The sequence below is a fragment of the Neiella holothuriorum genome (assembly GCF_019457915.1).
Classification (GTDB): domain Bacteria; phylum Pseudomonadota; class Gammaproteobacteria; order Enterobacterales; family Neiellaceae; genus Neiella; species Neiella holothuriorum.
On the sequence record NZ_JAHZSS010000005.1, the window covers coordinates 13,872 to 36,322 of the forward strand.

Genomic DNA, 22,451 nt, shown 5'->3' on the forward strand with positions numbered 1-22,451 from the left:
ATGACAACATATCAAGGAATTTTCGATAAAAGCACCGTGCGTTTTCTTGCCGTGCTCATCGCCATTGCGGCGGCGGTGCCGCTGCTTAATACGCTGGATAGCTCAAACCCGTTGCATGTATCGACGTACACCATGACCTTAATGGGCAAGTACCTGTGCTATGCCTTGCTAGCCGTTGCCGTGGATTTAGTCTGGGGTTATTTGGGGATCTTGAGCCTTGGTCATGCCGCATTTTTTGCATTAGGCGGTTATGCCATGGGCATGTATTTGATGCGTCAAATTGGTGATCGCGGCGTGTATGGCGATCCCCTCCTCCCTGATTTTATGGTGTTTCTTAACTGGCAAGAATTGCCATGGTTTTGGAACGGCTTTGATCAGTTTTGGTATGCCGCACTCATGATTGTGTTGGTGCCTGGTTTGCTGGCGTTTGTATTTGGTTGGTTAGCATTCCGCTCACGCGTGACGGGTGTTTATCTATCGATTATTACGCAAGCCCTAACCTACGCCTTACTACTGGCTTTTTTCCGTAACGAAATGGGATTTGGCGGCAACAATGGTCTGACCGATTTCAAAGATATCTTAGGCTTTGATCTGCAAGCCAATGCGACACGTGTGGCGCTATATATCGCTTCAGCCGTAGCGCTTGGACTGAGTTATATTGCCTGCCGCTTTGTGGTCACAAGCCGTTTAGGTCGAGTCGCAATGGCCATTCGCGATGCCGAATCGAGAACCCGCTTTATTGGCTATAAAGTTGAAAATGTAAAACTGTTTATCTTTGTGATGTCAGCGGTACTGGCTGGCATTGCCGGAGCACTGTACGTCCCGCAGGTTGGCATTATTAACCCGTCGGAATTCTCGCCCCTTAACTCCATTGAGTTAGTGGTTTGGGTTGCCCTTGGTGGTCGCGCCACGCTTTACGGCGCCGTCGTTGGCGCAGTGGCAGTCAACTACGCAAAAACCTACTTAACCGCGGCGCTACCCGAAGTTTGGTTGTTTACCCTTGGCGCCATGTTTGTGCTGGTGACACTGTTCTTACCGAAAGGTGTCATGGGGATCTTGCAACGTAAATCGCCTGCTAACAGTAGCGGCTCTGACGACGACACACCTAAACCAGAATTACCGCAAGATGGAGTTAAAGCATGAGGCTTATTGAAGAATTTCAACATCGCGAAAAGGTGTTCGATTTCATGATGCCGAACACCAGCCCAGCATTAGATGTCAGCAAGGGGTACCTACTCTATTTAGAAGACATCAGTGTCAGCTTTGATGGTTTCAAAGCCATCAATAACCTCAACTTGTATATCAAAGAAGGTGAACTGCGTTGCATCATTGGGCCAAATGGCGCCGGTAAAACCACCATGATGGACATCATCACGGGGAAAACCCGACCGGATTCTGGTTCTGCTTGGTTTGGCCAAAAAATCAATCTGTTAGAAATGTCCGAGCCGGAAATTGCCCAAGCGGGTATTGGTCGAAAATTTCAAAAACCAACAGTGTTTGAACATCAAACAGTGTTTGCCAACTTGGAATTATCAATGGCCGGCGCCAAAGGCGTATTTACCACGTTGATGGCTCGGTTCAGTGCATCGCAACTCGATCACATTGACCACGTTCTCAATCAGATTGGACTTAAGCAGCAACGTAACTTGCTCGCTGGCGCCCTCTCCCACGGCCAGAAACAGTGGCTAGAAATTGGCATGTTGTTAATGCAGAACCCCAAGCTTTTACTCGTTGATGAACCCGTTGCCGGCATGACCCATCAAGAGATGGATCGAACCGGCGAGTTATTGTCTTCGTTAGCCGGTGAGCACACCGTCATTCTGGTGGAGCACGACATGGATTTTGTTCGCTCGCTGGCAAATCAAGTCACCGTGCTACACCAAGGTTCGGTGCTCGCTGAGGGCACCATGGATCAAGTGCAAAGTGACAAGAAAGTCGTGCAAGTGTATTTAGGGGAGTAATCGCGGGTGACCAGCATGTTAAGTATTAAGAAGTTGAATCAATACTATGGCCAAAGCCATACCCTGTGGGATCTTGATTTGGAGATCGAGCAAGGCAAATGCACGGTATTAATGGGCCGAAATGGCGTTGGTAAAACCACGTTATTGCAAAGCATCATGGGCTTGTTACCAGTCAAAAGCGGCGAAATGATTTATCGAGGCAGAGGCAAGGACATGGGCTTACAAAAGCTATCCTCCGAACGCCGCGCAACACTGGGTATCGGTTATGTGCCGCAAGGAAGGCAAATTTTTCCGCTGTTAACGGTCGAAGAAAATCTCCGCATTGGCCTCCCCGCACGCCCCGATAAGCAACGCCAAATTCCGCCGTTTATCTTTGATATGTTTCCAGTTTTGAAACAAATGCTGGCACGCAAAGGCGGCGATTTGTCCGGCGGCCAGCAACAACAATTAGCCATTGGACGAGCCCTAGCCATTAAGCCTGAGTTGTTGATCCTCGATGAACCAACCGAAGGTATTCAGCCCAACATTGTGGCGGAGATTGGCGACATTATTCGTAAGCTCAATCAGGATATTGGTCTGACGGTGCTCTTGGTTGAGCAGAAATTGCCATTTGCTCGTAAAGTGGCTGATAACTTCTGTTTAATGGATCGAGGCCGCCAGGTTGCCAATGGTGTTATTGGCGATTTGGACGACAAGCTAGTAAAACAATACCTGACGGTTTAATGGATGTATTGCGAGCCTTCCGTTGATGTTTCGACAAGCTCAATACCAACGGCACTCAAGACAACGGCGTTGAAACTGCGCCACGATTTTAGGCGCTGGGGTTAACCAGAGCGAACCGTTAGCTCAGAACTTGTTGAAAAGAGAGCGGTAAAAACAACGACAGGATGTACCCACAAATTTATGACTGAATTTCTCAAACAAGTGCATAGCAGCAACGACTCGAGTCAACGTCATTGGCCAGCTTGGATTGCGCTTGGTTTTGATCACGCCCGCGACAAAACCCGCATGCATCAAATGCAATTTTATGGCCCCCTCCGTGTTCAACGTCCGTTCTATCCAGAAGGCGACACCTGTCATGTGTATTTGCTGCACCCTCCGGGCGGTTTAGTCTCCGGTGATGATTTACATATTCAAGTTGATTGCCAACCACAATCACACGCACTGATCACCACGCCGTCGGCAGGTAAAATCTATCAAGCTGACTCTGCCAATATCCAACAAAAACAACGTGTGGATATTAGTGTCGATAATGCCTTGTGTGAGTGGCTGCCAATGGAAACCATTGTTTTTGATGGCGCCCATGGTTTGTTGAATACGCAAGTGAATCTGTACGGAGAAGCCCGTTTTATTGGCATGGATGTGTTTTGTTTAGGCCGCAGCCACAGTGGATTGCCTTTTGAACAAGGGATCATTGAGCAAAGCTTTAACTTGTATCACAACGGCACACCTCTGCTGCTTGATCGGCAACGCCTCGGCACCAAAGATCCGCTCATCAAAGCACTCGCGGGTTATAATAATTGCACTGTTTCTGGCACCTTAGTTGCGTTTGGATGTGCGGATCCTGCGCGACAAGTTGAGCAACTCCGCGAAGCAATGACAGTTGTGGAATCAGAGCGTTGCATCAGCATTACCCAGCGCCTCGATTTAATTTTGGTGCGCTATCTCGGCAACTGCTCAGAGCAAGCGCAACGGTTGCTTCGCCAGTGTTGGCAAATCATGCGCCCATCAATCATTGATAAGCCCGCATGCGTCCCGCGAATTTGGCACACCTAAGGCATCAACACTTAATTTGCATGGTAATAGCAACAAAGCCCCGCGTATGATACCTCCACACTTAATGTGAATTTACGAAGGGATTCTTTGTATGTATGGCACTTTGTTACTACTTCATTTGCTGGCTGCAACCATTTGGACTGGCGGCCATATTATTTTAGCGACCGTGATTTTGCCGAAGGCGCTGCGCCAACGTTCAGTGGCTCATTTACAAAACTTTGAAACGGCCTATGAGCGCGTTGGCATGCCCGCGCTAATTGTTCAAATCATTACCGGCCTGATGTTGGCATATCGCTTGGTGCCAGACATTGGCGGCTGGTTTAACCCTGCAAACCCGCTCGCTCATATCATTATGGCGAAACTAACCTTGTTAGGATTAACGCTGGCGCTTGCAATTGATGCCCGTTTTCGCGTTATTCCAAATTTAACCCCTGACAAACTGGTTGATATGGCATTCCATATTGTGCCGGTAACACTGATATCCATTCTGTTTGTTGTGGTCGGCATTTCAATACGCACTGGATGGCTATTTTAGTGGCTCGGGTGAGCTGAAATTATTGCGCAAAAGGCACACGCCCAAAAACCTAAAAATAGCCTTATATCTGTCCTTTGGGCTGCTGTTTATTCCAATAAAAAAGCCGGCAAGTTGCCGGCTTTTCATGCACCAATCGTCACACTAGCTGGCGCTTAGTAGGGCCAGCAGCTCGTCCGTTTTGGCCTGCATCAGCGCCATATCGGCGCGGCTTTCCACATTCAAACGCACCACAGGCTCGGTGTTAGACTTGCGTAAGTTAAAGCGCCAGTCAGCAAATTCCACGCTAATGCCATCAGTACGGTCAACCAGCAAGGCGTCGGCTTCGTACTTAGCTAACACCGCTGCAATGGCACTATCGGGATCGCTTAAGGTTTGGTTAATTTCACCGGATGAGGGATACGCGGCAATCCGCTCTTTCACCAATTCAGATAACGGCTTGCCCGTGGTGGTTAATAGCTCGGCCACAAGCAACCATGGGATCATGCCGCTGTCACAATATGCAAAGTCGCGGAAGTAGTGGTGCGCACTCATCTCGCCACCATATACCGCATCTTCTGCGCGCATGATGTCTTTGATAAAGGCATGGCCAGTTTTGCTCATAATAGCCTGGCCGCCGGCTTGCTCTACCACATCGATGGTGTTCCAAGTTAAACGTGGGTCGTGAATGATTTTAGAGCCCGGTTGCTGCACTAAAAATGCTTGCGCCAACAGGCCAACAATGTAGTAGCCCTCAATGAATTCGCCGCGCTCATCAAACAAGAAACAGCGGTCAAAATCACCATCCCAAGCAATGCCCATGTCGGCACCATGCGCTTTGACTGCATCGGCAGTATGAGCGCGATTCTCTGGTAACAATGGGTTTGGAATACCGTGAGGGAATGTTGGGTCGGGCTCGTTATGAATTTTTATCAGCTCGACGGGTACTTGTGCTTGGGTAAACACGGCTTCAAGGGCATTGACCACATGACCCGCAGCGCCATTACCAGCATTCACAACCAGCTTGAGGGGCTTGAGTTTGGCGATGTTGATATAACCCAATAAATGGGCGATGTACTCGCCCAGCAAGCTTCGTTGCTCGTAGCTGCCTTTGGGTCGCTCGGTGCTAAAGTCGCCATTGCGCCACGGTGCTTCACCAGCAATACGCTTAATGTCCGCGAGGCCATTACTATTGCCGATAGGACGGCTGCCCTGACACACCAGCTTCATGCCGTTGTAGTCAATAGGATTGTGCGAGGCGGTGACTTCGACGCCGCCATCAATGCCCAGGTGGGATGTGGCAAAGTAGATTTCTTCGGTGCCAGTCATTCCTAGGTCAATGATGTTGGTGCCTGCATCCATCAAGCCTTCAGCCAGGGCATTTTTTAAGGCTTCACTGGTTTCTCGCGCATCACCGCCGACGACCACGGTTTCTGGCTGCAAGAACTCACCATAGGCGCGGCCAATGTCATAGGCGATTTTCTCATCAAGCTGAGTGCCCAGCTGGCCGCGAATATCATATGCTTTAAAACAAGTTAACTCTGCCATAGTTACTTTTCCACACGCCCATAACGGTCTTCAAATCGAACAATGTCATCTTCACCCAAGTACGAGCCAGATTGTACTTCAATCAGCTCAAGCGGCACCTTGCCAGGGTTCTCAAGGGCATGCACAACACCAACGGGAATGTAGGTCGATTCGTTTTCGGTTACTAAGAAGGTTTCGTCGCCATTGGTCACACTGGCGGTGCCACTGACCACAATCCAATGCTCAGCGCGGTGGTGGTGCATTTGCACTGACAATTTAGCGCCCGGTTTGACGGTAATGCGTTTAACCTGATGACGCTCGCCATTATCAATGGAATCATAACAACCCCATGGGCGGTACACATACCGATGGTGCAGGTATTCGCTGCGCTCTTGCGCTTTGAGCTCATTGACGATGCTTTTCACATCTTGCACCTTGTTTTTGTCAGCCACGAGCACCGCATCTTTGGTTTCCACCACAATGATGTTGTCGAGGCCCACCACGGCAACCAGCTTTTCTTCGGCATTAACATAGGTGTTGTTGCTTTGATGCACCATGACATCACCACGGGTGACATTGCCGGCATCATCTTTGTCATTCACTTCCCACAGCGCAGACCAAGAGCCAACATCGCTCCAGCCAGCATCGAGGGGAATAACCACAGCACGGTCAGTCTTTTCCATTACCGCGTAATCAATGGAGTCATCTGGGCAGCTCAAAAAGGCCTCTTGATTCACCCGAACAAAATCTAAATCGTGGCTGACATCGGCCATGGACGCCTGACACGCGGCTAAGATAGCCGGTTGGTGTTTACCCAGCTCGGCTAAGTACTGGCCGGCAGTGAACATGAACATGCCCGAGTTCCAGTAGTAATCACCACTGTCGACATACGACTGAGCCGTGGCTAAGTCGGGTTTTTCAACAAACTCGCCAACTTTGTAGGCATCACCTTGGGCGGCACCACTTCGAATGTAACCGTAGCCCGTTTCAGGCCCCGTGGGCACAATACCAAAGGTTACCAGCTCGCCGGCTTGGGCCAGCGGTGTCGCTTGCTCAATCACGCGATGAAAGGCATCGGCATCTTGAATCACATGGTCTGCGGCGAGCACCAACATCAAGGCTTCATCACCAACGGTTTGCTGCAAGGTTAATGCAGCAAGTGCCACCGCCGGTGCCGTATTACGTCCATCGGGCTCTAAGATAATCGTACCCAAATCGCCAAGCTGATGAAGCTGCTCGGCCACAATAAAACGGTGTTCTTCATTGGATATGACCACAGGCGAATGCGTTTTCACCCCCGCAAGACGGGTGATGGTTGCCTGCAACATAGTGCTGTCGCCGTGCAGCGGCAGGAACTGTTTCGGGTAAAGCTTGCGTGAAAGTGGCCATAACCGACTGCCGGAGCCACCGGCCATGATGACGGGGTAAATCATGTCGTATCCTTACTTATCTAAGATATGTGCAACATAAAGCAACTCAGCTCAATCTGAGCGCACGTCAAATTCTTGGAACTTCAATCTCTATAGCAACAGCAAAGTGCGCCATTTCTACTCATAACGAATCTATTTGAAATGCCTTATCCCTTTGTCTAGCAATCTACTTTTTACCTTACAAGGCAACAATAATCGATAATTGCCAAGTGTTCTTCTCATATTCCACCGCATCACTAGTTGAATCGACTTCAGCATAGCTGTAGCCCAACGATGTCGATATATTGCGGCGCCATTCATAAGTGGTGGACAAACCAAGATTCCAAACATCATCATCCCGCGTCACGCCAACATACTCTTTATTTGAATAGCGGACTAACACGCTCGTGCTCCACTGGTATAGCCACGAATGCTTCCAATTTACTTGTAACGACTCAACATCAACGTAGTCACCTAAGGTATTTGGATCCCGCGCTTCTTTGCTACCTTCGAGGCTTAAATTCGAGCTTGGCCGATAAGCCCAGCGGCCGCGCAACTTCCAAGCATTGCCACTGAAATCGATACGGTTAGGATTCGAAAAATCTTTACGTTGATGACCGAACTGAGCGTAAAAGCCCGTCTCCGCGGAAGCCTGCCATCGCACACCAGCCAAAACGCGTGATACTTGGTTGTCACGACTTCCGGAGCCGGTATCCACCGTGTCGTAATTAATGTCCTCGAAGTCACCATCGACAATAATCGACATTCTGGCGGTCAAACGCCACGACATACCAAGCCCAGCTAGCAAGGTTGAATAGTCGCGCTGGCTCGTCACATCGCGAAAATTCTCATAGGTTTTATCAAAGTAACCGACCGACCCACTGAGGTTCATTTGTGCCCCATCAACACCGTACTCATAGCCCATGTTGAGGCGATTGGTTGAGTATTCGACCGGCTCATCAATGAGTATTCCGATCCCTTCAGAGATCCCCTGCCCCCGCGCTTCATGACGATAATCATAAGCCGCGAGTGCATTAAATCGATGCTTTGAGGTCGCTTGCCAATGGCCTCGCAACGTACTGCCGTAATCCAAGTAGTTGTCGTCGCTTGAGTCATGAAATTGAGCGTTTGAAAAATCAACATCCATGGTCAAATGACGAATCTCGTTACCACCGTAAAAATTCGCCCTACCACGAACCGCCAAATAGCTGCTCGTGATTTCATCTGTAGGTGAAAAGGCTAAATTGTCATCATAACCAAACGTCGTTGTTAGTACCGGCGTTACGCGGACATTGCTATCTGCAATCGGCACCGAATTAGGCTGAAACAATTCGCCTGCAGTGACCGATGCGCAAGTCAAATAACACAGGCCACCGCTGCTAAGCATCCACCTTGACTGGAATAATTTTCGCATCCGTTCGCTCCATGACTTGATGACACAATGCGCTTGCTCAGGGCTGATGACTACAACCCACTAAAGTTAAGCTTTGCTCGCGCTTTTACTTCGGCTAAGCGGAGCGTTAATTTGTCGACAAGCGCGACTTGATCCGCCAGTACTTCGGTGGCTTTTGAAGCAACCTGCGAACCAAACCCAGCTTCCGGCGCAATGGAATATTCTTTAATATCAAACATCTGCTTTAGTCCATCGACTTTACCCTGCGTCGCAAGTGTAATCGCAGGCACCGCATTCCAAAGCGACATAATCGCCAAATGCATACGGCCTGTTACCACTAATTTCGCTTCCTTGGTGATCCCTCTCACTTCTTTGGGGGCAAACAAACGCTCGATCAAATAAACCTGAACGCCTAAATGAAAGAAGTAGTTGTAGAGCTCTTTACACGGCGGAATATCATCGCCACCGGGGCGAGATACGTGGGGAATAATGACGGCAAGTAGATTTTGTTTTTTTAACAATTCGCCAAGCGCATGCCACTCGGCAACATCTAAGCCTTTTTTACTGATCAAGCCACTGGCATTCACCAGCACATAGCCTGCTAAATTTTGTTCGCTAACTTTGTCTTTGACCGCCAACAATTCATCGGTTTCAACAGCGCCCGTTGACTCGAATACAAGATCGGCAACTTCAACCACATTGGCTAAATTATCCTCACGCGCACGCTTTGCAGAGAGCGGATCTCGTAAACACAGTTCGGCACCTTGATTCGATGCTTGCAATAACGCATTTTTGGCAATGTCTGAAGGCGCGCCATTCCAGCTAAAACCAAGCACCTTGGCTTTGCAGCCAAACTTGCTTGCAAAAAACACCGCATTGGCACGCGCCGCAGATGCCACTGGATTGTAGGCACCGTCCATAATATCGGCACCAACCACCGACACAGATTCAGCTTTGCTCAGCAACCCAATAAAGCGAGTAAATGACACAATGTAGTGAACAACATTGCCATATATTAGGCCTTTGAGTTCAACCATTCGAAATGAGCTTTGCACGTGCGCAGGCAGCTCAATATCAGCTTTGCGAGTGACCACCAATACCGTAGGTTTGGTGGTATTTTCCAAAAACGATTCCACCATGGCTTGATCGCCAATATTACCGCCGCCGGGCGGTGCAATTAGAATTTGATATTCGGCCTTCGTTTTGCCAAATGACAGCACTTTTAAAAAGAAGTACCCGACTAAAAAGATGGCCCATCCCAACCAAGATCTGATTTGAGTTCTCGTATCCATCGTCTCACACTCTCCGTACATTAAATCGCTTAGTGGAAATATTCGATAATTGCCCAACAGCATCAAAACGGTTGTACCAATTAACGCCAAATTTAAACTTACGCCCATTCCGTGTGCGCTATTTGCAGGTAGTCCACCGCTACACAGGACTCAGCACCCGTTGCCAGCTTTCAGACAGCGCATTGGTGCCATAGCATTGGTTGGCTTCGTGCATGACTTTTTCCGCGCCAACGTAATCTAGCGATGCCATAACCGACGCCAGTTGCTCATCTTGGTATTGCGTTACAAAGCCGTGCTCGCCAACCAGCCAATCTGAAAATGCGCTCTTCTTAACAAGCACGTTCGCGCCCAGTGCAATTGCGTGATAAAACGCGCCGGAGACAATCATCCGTCCATCTTGATGCGGAATAATGACGTATCGGCTACGAGAAATCGCATCAGCCAAATCCGCATCAGGGACAAACTCGTTACGCCACTCAACCGTTAATTGGCGCGTGCGAATCACATCTTGAATGTCATCGGTAAGCTGTTGCTCGGTGGATTTTCCCAGCATCACCAACTTACGTTGTGCCGGCCAGCTAGATAGCAGCTCGATCAAGCCTTTGTAGTGCGATACAACGCCAAAATATAGAAATTCAATATCTCGCTCTTTCGAAGAACAAGCCTGTGCTGCATCGTAAATCGGGTGCGGTACATAGCTAAATTCGGGGAATGTACGATGCGATACTCGTTCATCACTGCACCAATTCATCAGCCGCATCATCGTTTTGTTCATCCATGGGTAAACGGGCCCGGTAAGATTGGAATGCGTCACCACATTGTGTCGCACCCAAATCACTTTCCGCGCACCCAATCTAATTAGGAGCAACTTGGCGACATGGATAAACCAGGACAGGAATCGTGATTTTTTGCTTGTCGTCCACTGATCTTCAAACCAGTTGAGCACAGCGACCGAATGCTGACGACTTGCAGGCCGCAGCGCACTGATGGGATGCACGTCATACCCCATTTGCGACCATGCCCGCTTGTTCAGTTGGACGTAATCGTTTCTGTCCGACGCAAACGGAAATAAATAAATGCTCGGTTTACTCATACCTTCGCCTTCAATGGTTGTCGCTACAGTACGGGGGCATTCCACCCCTGCCTCAAGAAACTTGCGTGACACTTGCTACGGGCACCGTCGCGCTATCAATGGCGCGTTGATACTCAACAAGATAATTAGCAACCATCATCTCGACTGAATAGTTGGCAGACGCTTGATATGCTGCCTCTTGCATCGTTTGATACTCGTGGCCCATTCGATTGATTAACTTGGCCAACGCGTCAGCAAAATCAGCCACCTCTGTAGATGCTGCTAATTCACTAAATTCCGGTTGGACGAGCTCAGGCAAGCCGCCCATTGGTGACACCACTAACGGCTTGCCATGGGCAATAGATTCAATCGCCACGCGCCCCATCGGTTCATGCCACAACGAGGGCACTGCCAGGCAATCTATTTCAGCAAAAAAATCCGCCGGCTCGACTTGCCCCCAAAATCGCACATTCAAACCTAGCGCCGCCTCTTTCAGCTGGTCGACATAGGCTTTGTCGCCCGTTCCAGCAATGCTCAAACAAATTTCCAACCCTCTTGCCTTTAATAAATGTGCAGCGTTAATAAGCATGGCGATGCCCTTGGTTGGCACTAAACGACCAATAAAGCCAACCGTAACGGGGCCATTTAACTGGTGAGCTGTTTTAGCATTGAGATTGCAGTAGGCGTTGTAAATGACGGTTGTTTTCTTGGCTTTTACGAAGCCTTTATGGAGATGGTGGGCGCGCATAAAATCACTGATCGCAACGAACCGATCGACCAATTTCACGGCATGTTTTCTCGGTAAGCTGAAGCATTTGCAGTCGGCACAGATGGCGTCACATTGTTGACTGTTTTTCATCATGGTTGTTTTTGGGCAGAGCAAGTAGAAGTCTCTTGCTGTGTGCACCAATGGCATACCGACTCTTTTAAGTTCAGACCACACCGCCACGGAGATCCCAGATAAATTGTTGGTATGCACCACATCGGCTTGCCAGCGTTCAATATGGTTCGACACCACTTTAGCCATATCGCGGTTGTAGCTATCCTTGGTATGCCAAAGCATTCGAGAAATCACCGAAGGGTTGGGAGCGTTCAGCGGTAGATAGCTATTGCGAATCGGGAAACGAACCACTTCCACATTGCGGATCGAGGTAGCAGAAAACGTTTCGGAAAGCGTCACAACCAGTACTTCATGGCCTGCATCAACAAGCCCTTCAGCTAAAATCCTAACCGAGCGCTCTGCCCCGCCGGGCTCATCTGGAAAGTAGTAACTATTGATAATGGCAATTTTCATCGTGTGGCAATTCCTTTGCTAAGTGCGTCTATCGCACCTGCTAATTAATCCAGTCAATAACTTGCTGACCAACACCGGCAATACTGGGCAGTTCGATTAACGGCGCCACAACCCACAGCAGTAAGCAGGCTGTAACCGGCCCCGCCCATGAGCGTATGTATGGTGTGAATCCAACTTGAACCGACTTCTTCAAAAACAATGGGTACGACACAAACGTGACAAACAATTGGGCTAAGGACAGCGCCGCTGCATAGTGGATTAGATCGGCATTCGAAAACGCCAACGCGAAAAACACGGGTACCGTTAACGGAATGCAAATCAGTTGCCAGTTAAAATTGTGGCGGGTATTTCCGACCGCCTGAGCCGCTAAACCGGCGTTGATCGTAAAAGACCGTAAGGTGCCAAATAACGCCATAAGCGGCACTAGGCTTGCCACTGCCATATACGCTTCACCGTACAAAATGGTGACAGCCCAAGGGGCAAATAACGCCAACACAATAAACACTAACGCGCTGTATTTTGCTGTTTTTCGGGTGTTATCAAGCACCGTCTTTTTAAGTTTTTCTGCATCGTGTTGATCCCTTGCCATTGCCGGCAAAACCACTCGAGCAAGTACTGGGCGAATCACTCGCATTGGGTAACGAATCAACTCTTTGGCAAGCGAATAAATGCCCAGCATTTCAGGCCCTAATGCCTTGCCGACGACCAGTTGGTCGACTTGTGACCGCAGCTGGTTAAGTACTTGTGACACTGCGTGATAACCGCCATAAGACATGGCACTCTTGGCGACTTTGGTGTCGAAACTAAAGTTTGGATGCCAGTGCTTATCAGCAATGATGACAAGGCCAACTAACTGCAAAAAAGCAAAGATTAATGAGCCTGCAATAATCGCCGGGATCCCCCAATGCCAATAGGCCAAGCCAACGATAACGGCGGCGGTTGACATTAATCGTGCAGCCACCTCTAACTTAGCCAGTTGGTTAGCACGAAATGTGCGGATCACATTGGCTTGATACTGCGCACTCAGCCCGAGTAATAAGAAGTTAAGTGCCGAAAAAGGAATCAGATATTTCAGCTCTGGGATTTCGTAGAACACCGCCAATGGGATGGCGCTGCTCGCGGCAATAGCAAATCCAGCAATGCCGAGGGTTACACTCACCCAATAGAGTGTTGAATGGGTTTTGCGTTCTGCTTCGCCAATATGGATGCAATAGCTACTCAATCCCATCCCTTGTATTTCTATGACGATCCAGTTGAGTACATTGACGATCGCCAATGCGCCAAATTCATACGCCGACAAATACCGAGCTGCGACCATGAGCTGAACCATTTGCACCACAGCCGCGAGCACCGTAGCAACGATCGTCCATTTAACATTACTTTTTTGACTGGCCATCCTTGCGTCCTCTTCTAAAAGCTCGCTGCTATAAATCAAGCACTCTCGGGAGTCGACGTCATGTGCATTAATAGTTGCTGGGCAGCACCATGCCATGAAAACAGTTTGGCTCTCGACAAACTTGATTGACTCATTAACTTAGCTTTTTGTTGGTCGCTAAAGAGACTATTCAGCTTTTGTGCCAGCTCCTTCGGATCGTTCGGGTTAAAGTAATCGGCAGCGTCACCGCAAACCTCCGGAATCGATGCTGCGTTAGCCGCTAACACCGGCGTACCACAGTTCATCGCTTCCAACGGCGGAATACCGAATCCTTCATAAGTTGACGGAAAAACGAAGCAGTAGGCGCTTTCATAAAGTGCCCTTAACTCTTCATTTGAGACATAGCCCAACCAGTGAACCGCGTCTTTATTACCAGACGGTGTTGCATGTTGACCGCCGAAAACAGTCATGTTGGCGCCGCCAGCAATCGCCACTTTGAATGGGACTTCAACCATATTTTCAATAGCTTGAAGAACTAACTTGAAGTTTTTGTGCTTCGCCATGCTGCTCACGGCAAACAAATATGGAGTATTGTCGAGGTCATATTTTTTTAAGATATTTTGATCCGAGGCCACATTCAGAATGTGCTCTCCCCCTTCTGAAATCACACCAATATTTTTAGGATTTACATCATATTGCTTAGCAATATCATTGCGAGAAAATTCAGATACGGTTAAAACATGATTTGCTGTTTTTAGTAATACGGGAATAAGAATTTGATACCAAAGTTTAAATTTCCAACTATAAACTTCTGGCATTGATTTGGTAGCAGCATCATGGAGCACCCAAATGTGAGACTTGCGCCATATTGGCGCAGTGTTGCATAAATTAATTAGTCGTTCGCCTTTGCATAGCGCAAACGGCAAACTGAACTGCTCCCACAATAATCCCGGCAATTTCCCCATCTTCTGTACAACAATATTTTTATAGCAAGGTGTTTCTCCGCAATTCTCCGGCACCAACAATCGAATACGTACCGATCTAGCTAATACTTCATCTTGTTCTAATATTTCATCTAACGCTTTAATCGTTTCATCCGCAAAACGATCTACGCCTGTCAGTTTACGCCCAAGGAACCGGCCATTAATTGCAAATCTCATAGTCATACAAATATTTCCACTTCCGGTGTAGTCAAGATCCATTCGAACTAACAGACAATTCGATGTTGTCGAACCTGTGAAAACAAGGCTTCTGCTTCAGCATATGCGGGATGAGCTTTTATTCGCTCGACCATTTTGTTCTTAATTCGCTCTTTCTCTTCACTCGGAAGTGCCACAAGCATGGCTTGAGGATTTCCATCATTTGACTTTCTAATATTCTCTTTAATTTTTGAAAGAGAATCGTCGCACGATTCACCAACATTAAACTGGGTACCAAACTCAGCATTTACTTTGTCAATCACGTGAGTTGTTACATCATTCAAATCTGAATTATCAACAACATAAACATCGTCTAAATAAGGTAGAACTCCATAATAAAAATCTTTGTAATAACTTAGCGCTTGGCGGATAGAAATCTTTTCATCAACAGCATATAAAGATGCAATTGTCTGTATTGGTTCACGTACAACTAAGATGCATGGGATTTTATGGCGCACAGCCAACTTAACTTGTATTGGCGCATGTACATGATGGCTAACTTTGGTGCCTGGATTGAAAAATGAAAAATAATGATAAAGAAACGTGTTGCCGCTTCGTGGAAATCCCTCAATGCAAATTTCCTTGTCTTGGCTACTACGGCGTTGATAAACATTATTGATGCTTAACTTGAGTACCCAATAGAGTATTTCACTGTTCGAAAATGCTGTTTTCAACCAAATTCCGGTGGCTTTCATCATCGCATGGCTCCTTTTATGCAGCAGTTACTTTGTTAACGACAGAAGCGATAACTGGCTTGTGATAAGCCACGTAACTCTCATCGATCATACGTTTTATTTGATCGCGAAAGCGTTCGGCCGAAAATGATTCAGCATGGTTTCTAATAAATGCAGCGTCGAATGACCCGCGATAGCTATCAAATTGATCCAGTGCCGAAACCAGATCATCAACCGATTGGTTTTTAAAATGAATACCAGTCTTCCCATGCATTACGGTTTCTAATGTGCCGCCTTTAGCCAGCGCAATTACAGGGGTGCCGCAGGCTTGTGCTTCGACCGGTAAGATGCCGAAATCTTCTTCGGCGGCGAACACAAACCCCTTCGCCTGTTGCATATGCGTGATCAGCGACTCATCATCTTGATAGCCGAGCAACTCAATATTTTCAGCACCTTGTGCCAGTGCGCTAATTTTGTCGAAATCAGGGCCTGTTCCTATAACTTTGAGTTGTTGTTCGGGGCGTTTTTTAAAGGCTTCAACGATTAAGTCAATTTTTTTATAAGGCACCATTCGCGATGCAGTTAAAAAATATTCCGACTTTTCTTTGCACAACGAAAAGTTGGTAATGTCTACTGGCGGGTAGATGACTTTCGCTTCACGCCGATAACATTTCATAATTCGCTTTTGGATAAAGCTCGAATTTGCCAGAAACTTATCGACACCAAATGATGATCGAATATCCCAAATACGGAATCGATGCAAAATATAACGAGTCACCATCGACATAAAACCTTTGTCTAAACCACTTTCTCTTAAGTACTGACTTTGTAAATCCCAAGCATAGCGAGCCGGGGAGTGGCAGTAACAGACATGGAGTTGGTCTGGCCCTGTGATCACCCCTTTCGCTACTGCATGGCTGGACGATATAACAAGGTCATATGAAGACAAATCAAATTGCTCTACCGCGACGGGGAAAAATGGCAAATATTTACGGTAGTGTTTCTGCGCTTTTGGAAAACGCTGAATAAATGAGGTGGTGACATTGATATTGGACAGCCAGCCTCGATCTTTTTCTGGTAAAAAATCAACCACAGTAAAAACATCAGCTGCAGGAAAAACTTTTAATATTTCCTGAACAACTTTTTCACTCCCTGCATTTACAACTAACCATTCATGGATTAAAGCAACCTTCATGGTATCGATCTCCTATCAAGAATCCCTATTAACGGTAGAGTAAAACTATGTCACTTTATAGATTGCACCCTGCGGTAAATTCATCTTCCGCTAAAATATAAGAACGTGGTTTATCGGTTAGCGAGATACTATTTACACCCGACTTTAATTGCTCTCCACCAAATACATCATCAACAGGTGAATCACCAGAACGGTTTATATCGACAGTTGCACTTCCTTCGCCCCAAAGCGTTAAGAGTTTGCCCCCACCTTGTAAGTCATGACGTAAAATAGTGCACTTTGTTAATAAGCCATCAACGGTACCGGACAATACTTGAGGAACTTCCTGGTGCAGTAGAATGAGGTAATTTGCCGCAGGTTTTTCTTTGTATTCATCGTTCCAGAATCCAAACTGCTGTTCTCGGTCTTGTTTATTGGCTGTTGATTTATCGACAAGCTCGAAGAAGTGAAGCCCTTTGATACTGTCTAACGTTTTCAATAACAGAAAGTATTTGAGCGAATGTAGTCCCGAATCTTCATAAGAAAAGCCATGATGATCTTCACTAGTGGGCCAGCCCATCTCGGTAACGTAAATTGATGTGCCTGTTGGTTTTAGCTTTTCATTTAGTCGTAATAGATAATCATACGAATGCTCAGCCGTTCTTAGGTCGGGGTTGTGGATCCGATAAAAGGTATAAGGGTGAACCGCAAATCCATCGACAAACGCCAGTAAACCTTGGTCGATCGCTTCATCGGTCCAAGGGCTATCGTAACCAGATGTGCTACCACCTAAGACAATGGTTTCAGGGTTTACCGCCTTAACGGCCGCTGCACACGGCTTCGCCATCTTCACATACGAGGTTGCGGTTCCTTTCGCTCGATCCGCATTCCCCAAACCACCATTCCATTCATTCCAAATCTCGAATACCGGTTTATAGCTGGCAAATTCGTTGGCCATATAGCGGCAATACTCAGCAAAGCCATTGATTGCCTCATCTGTTTGCGGTTGGCCGCCGCCGTACAGGGAATTGCCATACGCCAAAATAATCACGGGCTTAAGGCCCTTACTGGCTGCTACTTTTGTTTCTGCCATCATGTTAGCGCCACGCCAGTTGGGCTTATAGCCAACATCCTTTAGTTCGACATCGGTCCACCACACTTCGCTTCTAAACGAATTTGCGCCGGCCTGAATTGAAAGCTGAGCCCCTTTTTCAGCAGCAAAGGTATTCAAAACAAACACGCGATTAAAACCAAACAAGAAGTCGTCGGCGATTCCATTGCTCGTTGCCATTAGCGACACCAATGCGCCCATCATTAGCTTGCGGGCACTATCGAAAAGACACTGGAGGGCCTTAAGTGGCCGGCGAAAGTGCAATCGCATCGTTTGCTCCTTGATTTGATAAGGTTTGGGAAATCGCTATACACACGCCGAGTAACAACCACATAAAAGGCATTGCTAAATCGGGCACGCTAATCATGGCGCCAATCAACATGCCCAGCACAGTGACGCTAATGGCTTTGTCATTGTCACTGGCTGATTTTCCTAAAATACGAATGACGCAAGCGAATGTTATAACGAGGAAAATAATTCCGAATAAGCCGTTTGAGGCCAAGGTGTTAGCCAGCCAGCTGGACGCACGGTTACTTCCAACGCCAACCCCAATGCCATAGGTTTCAAACAACAACCCAACGGCGTGGAAATCTGCCTGGCTGCGGGCAACGCCCGAATTAGATGACAATTTGTTGAGAAACACTTTTTCGAGGTATTGACCATCAAAAAACAACGTATCGAACGCCAACAACAGAACCGCCATGAGGGTGCCGCCAACAATCACCACGGTGATGCGCCGAAACAGTTCCAAATCAATTTTCTTGAACGATAGGAAGAGATACGTTGCGAACAACAGCACGCAACCGACAATCGCCGTTGTTGACGACGTCAATAACAGCATCAACGCCAGCCCACCAATCAATAGCCGATGCCGTTTGGCAACGATCATCAAGCCAAGCAAACCAATGCTATGCATCGCCATAACCGACGGCTCGACAAAGGTGGCCGAAACCCGCTTAACGCCATTGGCAAATTGATCAAATGACTGTGCGCCGCCAGCGTTGGAATTGATGATTTCGCTTGGCCAATACAAGCCAACACTAAACGCCACCATCTGATAGGCGCCGACCAACACAATTAGCCAAACGGCAAGCTCACAGCCCTTGATGACGTCTTTTACGCTGGCCTTTTGCTTCGACAAGATGAAGAACGCAAAAAAGCAAAGTAAGAAGTTAAAAACGATATAAACAGATTGGAAAACATTGCCCATGCCAAAGCGAAGCGGCAGCAAGCCCGCAGACACCGAAATTCCCTCCCGCGGCGACATGATTTTTACATCGCCAGCAAAGACCTTTGGCGCAAGTACCGCACAAAGCACGGCGTACATTGAAAACAGCAGTAAGGCCCAAATTTCTTTAGGGAATCGCATGGCAACGAGTCGTTCTCCGCCACTTGCTCGAACATCTTTAACCACCAGGTTAAATACATGGAAAAAACCCACCGCTAGCATTAGGTAAGCGGGTGTCATACCAATAAACCGGCCAGCAGCAACCAGCAAAAACGGGCTTGCTGCTTGAAACGTTGCGCACACAATCGTTGCCTTCAGCCAATTCTTTGGCGAACTTAACGACCACATTAATAGCAGCGCAAATAGTGGGAAGAAGCCGGTTATGATCATCGGTTAATCACCATCCAATTGAGATTTAAATCTCAATTGCGAACTCCATAGAGCCATGCATTGCAGTGAGATCTTCGATACTTCTCACCTTCGGGCTAACCAACTCTCTGCCGACCACGCCAACGGCGGTCATGAAGCTTGCAAAAATAAAGGCCGCAACCGTAAACAAGCCGGTTCGTGGACCGGTTGGTTTTAGGGGCGCCGAAGCCCACGACAACACGCTGACATCGATGGCCTGCTTTTGGCTGGATAGATTCACTTGCGACAAGCCGTCATTCACTAAATCAAATGCTTTCTCCATATTGACAATGTCTTGCTGCAATAAGGCGATATAGTTGGAGTGACGACGCAGCTCTAACACCACGCTTTTTTGCTTCTCTATGGCTAGGATCAATTCGGAGATGCGCGAGCTGGTAATGCGCTCACTTGAGTCAATCGAGCTGGTAATTTGACTTGTTTCAAACGCGATTTTTGCCATAACCGTCGCTATTTCAGCGTTGAGCGAAGTGACGATGGGGTGGTTAACGCCCAGTTGCTCCATTGCCGTTGAGCGCTGTTTTTCGAGTTGAAGCAGCTGAGATTTCATATTTGAGATCAGTGGGTTGTTCAGTACCTCTTGGAGCACGTCACTGTTGCCTCCCGCGCCTTGTTTCGACATGGTGTCGACCTGCATGCCCTGCACCAAGGTAAGCTGCTTCATCATGTCCGCCAGCTTCATGGTTTCTAAATCCAACTTACCGTAGTCGCCCACAATGCCGTGCTTCACTTGATAGTCAGTAAGTGCGGTTAAACCCTCTTGGTAACGATCACGCAGGTTATCCACTTGTCCATGAAACCATTCAACGTATTGCTTAGCTGGCTGAACCTTAATATCAAGCGCGATTTGCTTGTAGGCTTCAGTGAATGCATTGACAATTTGGGCCGACTTTTCGGCATCCGAGCTGGTGTAAACAATATTGAGTACATTGCTATCTCGTGCTGGCGCCACTTCCAGGCTGCGTCGCAACAAAGCACCGATCCAAAGATTTTTATCACCAACGCCCAGCGTTTCCTGCAGCCAGGCTTCGGTAAATTCAGGCGATTCATCGAGCCCCAACAGCTCAACGGCACGGACTGCGACACGATCTGAGCGAATGATTTCGACTTGCGTGGCAATAATGAGTGGGAAGAGATTTGATGGTACGTTTCGCACCAGCGGATCGGGCGACTCAATATTAACGACCATCTTTGACGCGGCGGTAAAGGTCGGCGACATCAGCTTACCAATAATAAATACCGCAACAGCAACACCGATAGGTATCAGCACCAGAAACCATAGACGGGCTTTAAATAGTTCCATTAATTGATTAATACTCATGGCCAGCATTCCTTTCGCTCAGTCGATTTTGGGCAATTTGCGGTAAGTTGGGCTCGCCCGATTGAAGCATTAATTGCTGCAGGGGCTCGGAAGACGCAGAAACAAAGTCTTTAAGAAAATGTGCAAGCAAGGTGGCCGCTTCGTCCTCAGACAAATTAGCCCCCGCTCGAGTTGAAGCTCGAACCAAGATGCCATCAGGTATATGACCGGTAAGCCCTTGCTGAAAAATGTGTTGGCGTGTCTGTTGCCCTGACGTGCTGAAAAAATCGCCAATTCGCATCCAATAATTCACAACTTCGATGCCATAACCATTTCGAGTGGTCATAGTCACACCTGCTACTAGCTGCACCGGACTGTTGTTACCTAAGTTGAATTTTTGAGGCGTTAGGGTTTCGACCTTGTAGCCTTGGGCTTTGTAACAGAGCGGCGGCTGGTGAATTTTGAGTTCTTGCGTTTGCTGCTGCCCCCAAGCTAACGCCAACATGATGATATGACCTTGTTGGTGCTGGTAATTGACCATTTCAACCAGATCGTAAGGCTGGTTTTCGGTCGCCACACTGACCTGCATAAATGGAGAGTCGACTTGCTGCCAAGCTGAAAACCTCGCCGGGAGCTGTTGCTTGACGTCAAAATCGAGGGGTGTCACCTTCTTGGTTGGCGTTAATATTTGGGCCGCCAGATAGCTAGCCAGTAGCAACGCAACAATGACCACGAACTTAACAACGATCACTAACTGAAAAGCAGACGCTGGCCGATTCATACCCTTCATACCGCCCCCTTCTCTGCAGGCACGGCCGATTGCTTGCGGCAGTAGTTAATCACCGTTCGGATAAAACTATCCGCCATCAAAATGATGATCAGGGCAGAAATGAATAGCACCATGCCGGAAAAATCATGCATGAAGCCCTGCCCTGCGCTATCGCCCCAATAATAAGTAATCAAGCAAAGGCTTAGCACTCGAATCAGATTGGCCAGAAAGCTGATTGGTACAATCAGGATTGCCATGGTGACATTGCGCCAAATAGACGAATGCTTAACTAACGTCATATACAGTAAGCCCAGTGCTTCGAGGGTAAACAACGAATTGAGGCCAGCACACGCATCGGCCACTAGCAGTTTGTATTGACCAATGTTCAATACAACACCAGCCCGGGCAATGGGGTAACCCAGCTGATACAACACCTGCTCGGCTCCCATCGATACGGCAAGTTTCATCGGTTGCGTCACGACATCAATCACCGAGCCAGGAAATGGAATAACAAACAATAAAAAAAAGTAGCCAATCCAAGCGTTAGCAACGACACGCCAACCTAGAAACAGTGCATTCATCGCCAGCGCCGTCAAAATAAAACTGCTTACTTCGAAGATGTAGACCGACTGTGATTTGCCAACCACATACAGCACTAACGACACGACAAATAGCAACCAAGCCGCTAAACCACTAGCACGACCGTTGGGCGCTACCATTCCCTGTCGTAAGGCTTCGCTAGTGCGAATGTAAAGGAGTGCGAGCGAAATGATTAAGACAACCGGGCCATGGGCATTTTGATCCGTTGCCCATAGGCTTTGAGACAACGATAAAAAGGTAGGAACGTATAACAGCGAAGCAGCGACAAGGGACGCAATACAGCCCCATACAGTGAGTGGCAACCCTGTATAGCGTTTGCTTTTGTCCTGTAGTGAGCTAGCCAATAGTTCCATCAAATCT

Annotated in this window: 20 protein-coding genes; 5 read left to right on the forward strand and 15 right to left on the reverse strand. The window is 47.8% G+C overall.

Features of this window, described 5'->3' with window-relative positions:
- The 5 genes from urtC to K0504_RS05920 all read left to right on the forward strand — a co-directional run bounded on the left by urtC (position 1) and on the right by K0504_RS05920 (position 4,272).
- Positions 1–1,143 (forward strand): urea ABC transporter permease subunit UrtC, encoded by a 1,143-nt coding sequence (gene urtC, locus K0504_RS05900; protein ID WP_220103253.1) that lies wholly within the window; start codon positions 1–3, stop codon positions 1,141–1,143.
- Complete coding sequence (urtD, locus tag K0504_RS05905) at positions 1,140–1,961, forward strand: urea ABC transporter ATP-binding protein UrtD (protein ID WP_220103254.1); 822 nt, start codon at positions 1,140–1,142, stop codon at positions 1,959–1,961. The genes urtC and urtD overlap by 4 nt, the downstream gene beginning before the upstream one ends.
- A 15-nt stretch (positions 1,962–1,976) precedes the next feature.
- Positions 1,977–2,684: an urea ABC transporter ATP-binding subunit UrtE gene (gene urtE / locus K0504_RS05910; protein WP_220103255.1), complete on the forward strand. Its 708-nt coding sequence runs from the start codon at positions 1,977–1,979 to the stop codon at positions 2,682–2,684.
- Positions 2,685–2,864: 180 nt separating this feature from the next.
- Entirely contained in the window at positions 2,865–3,737 is an 873-nt protein-coding gene (locus tag K0504_RS05915) for an urease accessory protein UreD (protein WP_220103256.1), read from the forward strand.
- A gap of 91 nt (positions 3,738–3,828) precedes the next feature.
- Positions 3,829–4,272: a CopD family protein gene (locus K0504_RS05920; RefSeq protein WP_220103257.1), complete on the forward strand. Its 444-nt coding sequence runs from the start codon at positions 3,829–3,831 to the stop codon at positions 4,270–4,272.
- Between the two features lie 141 nt (positions 4,273–4,413).
- On the opposite strand, the gene K0504_RS05925 is transcribed toward K0504_RS05920, so the two are convergent.
- The 15 genes from K0504_RS05925 to xrtB all read right to left on the reverse strand — a co-directional run bounded on the left by K0504_RS05925 (position 4,414) and on the right by xrtB (position 22,444).
- Entirely contained in the window at positions 4,414–5,796 is a 1,383-nt protein-coding gene (locus K0504_RS05925; protein WP_220103258.1) for a phosphohexomutase domain-containing protein, read from the reverse strand.
- Positions 5,797–5,798: 2 nt separating this feature from the next.
- Positions 5,799–7,208, reverse strand: coding sequence for a mannose-1-phosphate guanylyltransferase/mannose-6-phosphate isomerase (locus tag K0504_RS05930; protein WP_220103259.1), 1,410 nt, complete (start codon positions 7,206–7,208; stop codon positions 5,799–5,801).
- Positions 7,209–7,383: 175 nt separating this feature from the next.
- On the reverse strand, positions 7,384–8,598 hold the full coding sequence (locus K0504_RS05935; protein ID WP_220103260.1) for an outer membrane beta-barrel protein: 1,215 nt from the start codon (positions 8,596–8,598) through the stop codon (positions 7,384–7,386).
- A gap of 50 nt (positions 8,599–8,648) precedes the next feature.
- Entirely contained in the window at positions 8,649–9,869 is a 1,221-nt protein-coding gene (locus K0504_RS05940; RefSeq protein WP_220103261.1) for a polysaccharide pyruvyl transferase family protein, read from the reverse strand.
- A gap of 139 nt (positions 9,870–10,008) precedes the next feature.
- Positions 10,009–10,962, reverse strand: a complete 954-nt coding sequence (locus K0504_RS05945) for a glycosyltransferase family protein (protein ID WP_220103262.1) — start codon at positions 10,960–10,962, stop codon at positions 10,009–10,011.
- Between the two features lie 52 nt (positions 10,963–11,014).
- Positions 11,015–12,235, reverse strand: a complete 1,221-nt coding sequence (locus tag K0504_RS05950; RefSeq protein WP_220103263.1) for a glycosyltransferase family 4 protein — start codon at positions 12,233–12,235, stop codon at positions 11,015–11,017.
- A 40-nt stretch (positions 12,236–12,275) separates the two neighbouring features.
- Positions 12,276–13,631: a lipopolysaccharide biosynthesis protein gene (locus K0504_RS05955; protein ID WP_220103264.1), complete on the reverse strand. Its 1,356-nt coding sequence runs from the start codon at positions 13,629–13,631 to the stop codon at positions 12,276–12,278.
- Positions 13,632–13,666: 35 nt separating this feature from the next.
- On the reverse strand, positions 13,667–14,812 hold the full coding sequence (locus K0504_RS05960; protein ID WP_220103265.1) for a glycosyltransferase family 4 protein: 1,146 nt from the start codon (positions 14,810–14,812) through the stop codon (positions 13,667–13,669).
- A gap of 5 nt (positions 14,813–14,817) precedes the next feature.
- Positions 14,818–15,507 carry a hypothetical protein gene (locus tag K0504_RS05965; RefSeq protein WP_220103266.1) on the reverse strand — a complete coding sequence of 230 codons (690 nt, stop codon included), beginning with the start codon at positions 15,505–15,507 and terminating at the stop codon, positions 14,818–14,820.
- A 13-nt stretch (positions 15,508–15,520) separates the two neighbouring features.
- Positions 15,521–16,678: a glycosyltransferase family 4 protein gene (locus K0504_RS05970; protein WP_220103267.1), complete on the reverse strand. Its 1,158-nt coding sequence runs from the start codon at positions 16,676–16,678 to the stop codon at positions 15,521–15,523.
- 55 nt (positions 16,679–16,733) lie between these two features.
- Entirely contained in the window at positions 16,734–18,038 is a 1,305-nt protein-coding gene (locus K0504_RS05975; protein WP_220103268.1) for a cellulase family glycosylhydrolase, read from the reverse strand.
- The gene (locus K0504_RS05980) at positions 18,010–19,386 is read right to left on the reverse strand and encodes a hypothetical protein (RefSeq protein ID WP_220103269.1); all 1,377 of its coding nucleotides are present in this window, start codon (positions 19,384–19,386) and stop codon (positions 18,010–18,012) included. Before K0504_RS05980 ends, K0504_RS05975 begins: the two co-directional genes overlap by 29 nt.
- Before the next feature lie 25 nt (positions 19,387–19,411).
- Entirely contained in the window at positions 19,412–20,743 is a 1,332-nt protein-coding gene (locus K0504_RS05985) for a hypothetical protein (RefSeq protein WP_220103270.1), read from the reverse strand.
- Positions 20,733–21,512, reverse strand: a complete 780-nt coding sequence (locus K0504_RS05990) for an exosortase C-terminal domain/associated protein EpsI (protein WP_220103271.1) — start codon at positions 21,510–21,512, stop codon at positions 20,733–20,735. Before K0504_RS05990 ends, K0504_RS05985 begins: the two co-directional genes overlap by 11 nt.
- Positions 21,509–22,444: an exosortase B gene (gene xrtB / locus K0504_RS05995; protein WP_220103272.1), complete on the reverse strand. Its 936-nt coding sequence runs from the start codon at positions 22,442–22,444 to the stop codon at positions 21,509–21,511. Before xrtB ends, K0504_RS05990 begins: the two co-directional genes overlap by 4 nt.
- Between the last annotated feature and the right edge of the window lie 7 nt (positions 22,445–22,451).